This window comes from Actinoplanes sp. ATCC 53533 (assembly GCF_003947245.1).
The window spans coordinates 1-4561 of sequence record NZ_QHHV01000190.1 but is presented as its reverse complement, the minus strand read 5'-3'; the positions used below and the strand labels follow the sequence as shown (position 1 = coordinate 4561).

Annotated in this window: 5 protein-coding genes; 3 read left to right on the top strand and 2 right to left on the bottom strand. The window is 69.2% G+C overall.

Going from position 1 to position 4561, the window contains the following annotated elements; genetic code table 11:
* The coding region (locus tag DMB66_RS45390) for a type IV toxin-antitoxin system AbiEi family antitoxin (protein WP_233625306.1) at positions 1 to 1044 on the top strand (1044 nt) is incomplete at its 5' end.
* Complete coding sequence (locus DMB66_RS45385) at positions 1022 to 1234, top strand: hypothetical protein (RefSeq protein WP_125810322.1); 213 nt, start codon at positions 1022 to 1024, stop codon at positions 1232 to 1234. The genes DMB66_RS45390 and DMB66_RS45385, both read left to right, overlap by 23 nt.
* Before the next feature lie 15 nt (positions 1235 to 1249).
* On the opposite strand, the gene DMB66_RS45380 is transcribed toward DMB66_RS45385, so the two are convergent.
* Complete coding sequence (locus DMB66_RS45380; RefSeq protein WP_125810321.1) at positions 1250 to 3280, bottom strand: hypothetical protein; 2031 nt, start codon at positions 3278 to 3280, stop codon at positions 1250 to 1252.
* Positions 3281 to 3363: 83 nt separating this feature from the next.
* Positions 3364 to 3702, bottom strand: a complete 339-nt coding sequence (locus tag DMB66_RS45375) for a PadR family transcriptional regulator (protein ID WP_125810320.1) — start codon at positions 3700 to 3702, stop codon at positions 3364 to 3366.
* A gap of 502 nt (positions 3703 to 4204) precedes the next feature.
* Between DMB66_RS45375 and DMB66_RS45370 the strand changes: the two genes are divergently transcribed.
* Entirely contained in the window at positions 4205 to 4495 is a 291-nt protein-coding gene (locus DMB66_RS45370; protein WP_125810319.1) for a type II toxin-antitoxin system Phd/YefM family antitoxin, read from the top strand.
* Positions 4496 to 4561: the final 66 nt, after the last annotated feature.

Genomic DNA, 4561 nt, shown 5'->3' with positions numbered 1-4561 from the left:
GGGCACGATCGCCGASCCCACGCATTGAAGGTCGCTCGGGAGCGCCTGCGCGAGTTCGGCATAACCCTCGCAGTCGAGTCTCTGGAACACACGCCATCTACCCGGCACAGAGATGCGGGCGTCGATGCGATCGTCACGCTTGCGCATGCGGATGCCAAAGGTCGGTACGCGCTAGTGGTGCAGGAGTCGATGACACTCAGTTCGCTGGCGCACCGGACGTCCGCCGCGCCCCACCCACTGCTGGTCGTCGGTGATCGCATCAGCAGGCGGAGCGCCGCCGCCCTCCGCGACGCGGGAATCCAGTTCGTGGATGCCCTAGGAAACGCGTTCATAGCATTCGACGGCGCGCTCGTCGAAGTGCAGGGTCGTACGGAACCGACCAATCAGGCACCGAAGAGCAGCCCGCGCATCACTCAACCACACCAGTCGACCAACCTCTTCAGCCCTGGCCGTTCACAGGTCATCCTTGCGCTCCTCGCTTGGCCTGAGCTTGCGCGCGGAAGTGTCCGGGAGATCGCGACCGCTGCGGGCATGTCCGTAGGCCAGGCACACGATGCCCTGACACGACTCGAACAAGCCGGTCTCCTCCTGCCGACTTCGCGAAGATTGGCTCGTGCTGACGAACTGCTCGACTACTGGACCGCCGCCTACCCCGCCGGACTCGGCCGACGACTGAGGCTCGCCCAATATCACGGCGATCCCTCCAGACCGGTCAGCAACGAGCAGCCCAGCTACCTCAGCGGCGAATCCGCCGACGGCGTCGATATCGCGCGTCCATCAACCTTGACGCTGTACCTCGACAACCCAGATCCAAGCCTTCCCATCCTGAACCGATGGAGCGCGAGCCCGGATCGCATACCGAATATCTTCGTCCGCCACAAGTTCTGGATTTCGCCACGCCCGCATGAGGAAGATCCTGCGCTGAAGACGCAGAATGCCCCATGGCCGCTCGTCTATGCCGACCTCGCAGCTACCGGAGATGCCCGCCTCGGCGAGGTGGCCAGGACGTGGAGGGAGCGCTGTGCTCGATCTGAGCAGATGTGACCCGACGCTGCTTCGCCTGGTCGACGTGGTAGCCAAAGACGGCAAGGTCACACCTCTCGCCTCTTTGGATTCGCCCGCCGCTTCACGGCAACCTTCCGGTTCTCGTCCCCACGCCGACGAGGCCCCTGAACGCAACCTCGGCGGTGCTGGCATCCATGGCTTGCGTCTGCCGGTACGCACCATCGCCTGAGATCGAAACGCTCTCCTACAAACCGGTCGTCGCCACGGACCTGCCTACGGATTCCGGCGACGGAACCGGGCCGGGATCCGGCAAAGGGCTGCGCCGGTGTGCCGTGCCGGAGGCGCCGTCGACTCGGGCCGCGGCCAAGGCGGCCAGCGGCAGCATCAGCGTCGCCGCGCCTGGCACGTACGACAGCCCGTCGAACGAGTAGCCGCCGCCGTCGATGCCGAAGACCAGTTCCGGCACGAAACTCAGCAGCAACGCGCCTACGGCGACGACCAGGACCGTGCCGGGCACCGCTGCCACGCTCAGAGCGGTCCACATCGCGACCGTCCGGCCACGGCCGCGCGCCCGGTGCCGGCGCAGCAGCGCAAGACACACCACCGCGAGTGGCAGCCCGGCGAACCCGGCGAGGGCGGCAGGACCGCTGGAGTCCTCGGACATCGGCGGCGGGACCAGGCCGACACCGACAGTCAACGCGATCGGGGCCACGACCAGCAGGATCGCAGCCCAGACGGGCACCGGGCGGCGGCTGAGCGCGAGGGTCGGGACGATCGCGAGGAGCATGCCGGCCACCGCCAGGCCGATCGTGGTCACCGTCAGGCCGATCGGCAGGAATGGATGGTTCACCCCCGGCGTGCCCTGCAGCGTGATCAGGGGCAGCACGCTCGCGGTCACCAGCACGCCGACCGTGACGCGGCGCAACGAGGCGCCGGATGGCCCGCCGCGCAGCGCACGCCCGGCCACGATCCAGCCGGCGACCACCGGCACCGCACCGACCAGTAACGCGAGCCGCAGGCCGCCCAGTCCGGTGAGGTTCATCCGGTTCAACACCGCGTTCGCCAGCGTCAGTCCGGCGCCCACCAGCAATGTGGCAGCTGGGCCGAAGCGGCGGTCCGCGGTGGCGACGAGCGTGCCGAGCATGGCCAGCAGGATCGTGGTCGCGCGCAGCTCCGCGGTCCACATGTAGAGTTCGCCGTCGCCGCCGGGCATCGGCGCGGCCGCGGACACCTCCTGCATTCCCGGCGTGAGGACGACCAACGTGTACGCCCAGCCGATCACGCCCACGGCGAGCGCACCGGCGCCGGCCACGACCACGGCCACCGGCATCGGCCCCCTCTCCCTGGCCACATTCTGCGCCGCGACCCACCCCCGGCGCGGACGGAGCGCGCCGAAGCCGTACGCCAGCGTGAAAGCCGCAAAGCAGACCAGCGACAGTCCCCACGGGCCCTGGTACGAGAACGTGCGGCTGCTGACCCCGTTCACGATCTCCTGGAACTCCGGCGGCACCTCGCCCATGGTCAGGGACGCCACCATCGCGGCCGGCCCGTTCTGGCTGTTCAGCGCGAACGGCATGGTGGACGCCACCGCGGCGAGCGCACTGACCAGCGGCACGCCGAGCAGCATCAGCGCTGCGGCCCGGCCCCGTCCGGCCGCACGAATCGCTGCGACGCCGACCGACGCGGTGCCGGGCGCCCAGATCAGCAGCCCGGCCAGCACGCCGAGCAGGTGCGGCGGTTCCGCGTCGGGGAGCGCGCCGAGCAGCACGATCGGCGCGAACACAGCCGGCGCGAACACAGCCGGGCCGGCCTCACCGAACCGGCCGGCACGCGACAGCGGCCAACGCCGACCGAGCCAGCGTCCGGCCAGGAGGCACCAGGCCAGCATGATGACGGCCCCCACCAGGAAGGTCAGCCACTCGGCGCCGAACGAGACAGGCTCCACGCCGGCCAGGCCGAGCAGCCAGGAGGCGAGGCCGTACGAGTACTTGGACGCCGAAAGCGTGATCAGCGCGGCGACCAGCAGGCCGACTGCGGGCGCGCCGGGTGCGAGCGACTCGCCCCAGCCGCGCGGCGCTCCATTCGTGTCCCGGATCGGCGGCGCGGCGAGCAGGCTGAGCGCGTACCCCAGCTTTTCCTTCGCCCTGCCCTGGTCCGCCTCGAGCGCGGCCAACTCGGCGAGCCACTCCGCGCGCATTTCCTCGCGCAGCTCGGCAGGCCAACGCCGGGCGGCTCGCGCCAGGCACCAACGGGTGAGTCGGTCCACAGTATTCATGCCGACATCCCTTCCAGGGGGCCGTCCACAGCCAGGCGGTCGCGGCAGGTCGTGTCTGCCATCCGCACGTCTGCCCCGCGCACTCACGCCGTCCTGGGATTCGTCGCCGGCTTCGCCGCGCCGAGGCCTCGGTTCAGCTGGGCGTGCAGCGCCGCGATCTCGGTACGCGCCGAGACCCGGCCGTCTTGCGTGAGCCGGTAGTAGCGGCGGGCCGGCCGCCCGGCCACGACCGGGTCGATGTCCTCCCAGTGCGCCACGACCCAGCCGGCGTTCTGCAGCCGCAGCAGGATCGGGTAGAGCGTGCCACTGGGATGCCCGCTGGCACGCATCAGCTCCAGGCCGTAGCGATCGGCCTCCGGATCTTCGAGGAACACGGCCAGCACCTTGGAGACGGCCGCGGTCACCCGTAACGGGTTCGGCATGCGGGCCACCGTAGCCGACCCACGCTAGTTTTTCTACATAGGGTCCGGCCAGGCCCTCCCGAACTCCCGGCCATCGAGATCGCCGCACTGGCGCCGGATACGGTGCGAAGATGGCGCGCCGCGCATCGGCAAGCCGGCGTCACCGATGTTCAGCGGATCCGCGAAGGAGCAGCAACGAACGTCGGTGCTCACTGCCTACTGAACCCCGCCGAGGAAGTGCACAAGCTCCCGGCGCTGCTCGGCAAGCGCTACGCCAGCCCGAATTGAGTTCTCCGCAACCACCGCCGCGGAGTTTCCGGGGGTTCGGCCCCCCGGAGCAGACATGACGAGGCCCTCCGATCCGCGCTTTCCGCGAACAGGAGGGCCTCACCCTGCGGACGGAGTACGCAAGCTCCGTGCGGCCCTCAGCGAGTCATACTCGGCCGATCTGGAGCACTCGCCATGACGTACACCTGAGCGTACGCTCAGACGTACGTACTCTGCCGAAGCTTGAGGAGCCACCATGAAGGTGCTGACAATCAGCGACGTCCGCAAGAACTTCGCAGCCGTCGTGGACATGGTGATCGACGATGCCGAAGAATGCGTCATCCCTCGCGGCGGCGGCAAGGCGGTCGTGATCGTCTCCCTCGACGAGTGGAACGCCATGAGGGAGACACTGCATGTCCTCGGCTCAGCGTCGAACGCTCGCCGCCTGCTGGAGAGCATCGCGCAGGCCGACGCCGGCCTGGTTGAGGAACATCCGCTACTCGATCCCGACTCCGCCGCACACGACTCCGGCAAGGAAGCGGCGTGAGCCTACGCATCGTCTTCACCCCCAACGCCTGGCAGGACTACGACGGCTGGCTACGCCGTGACATGA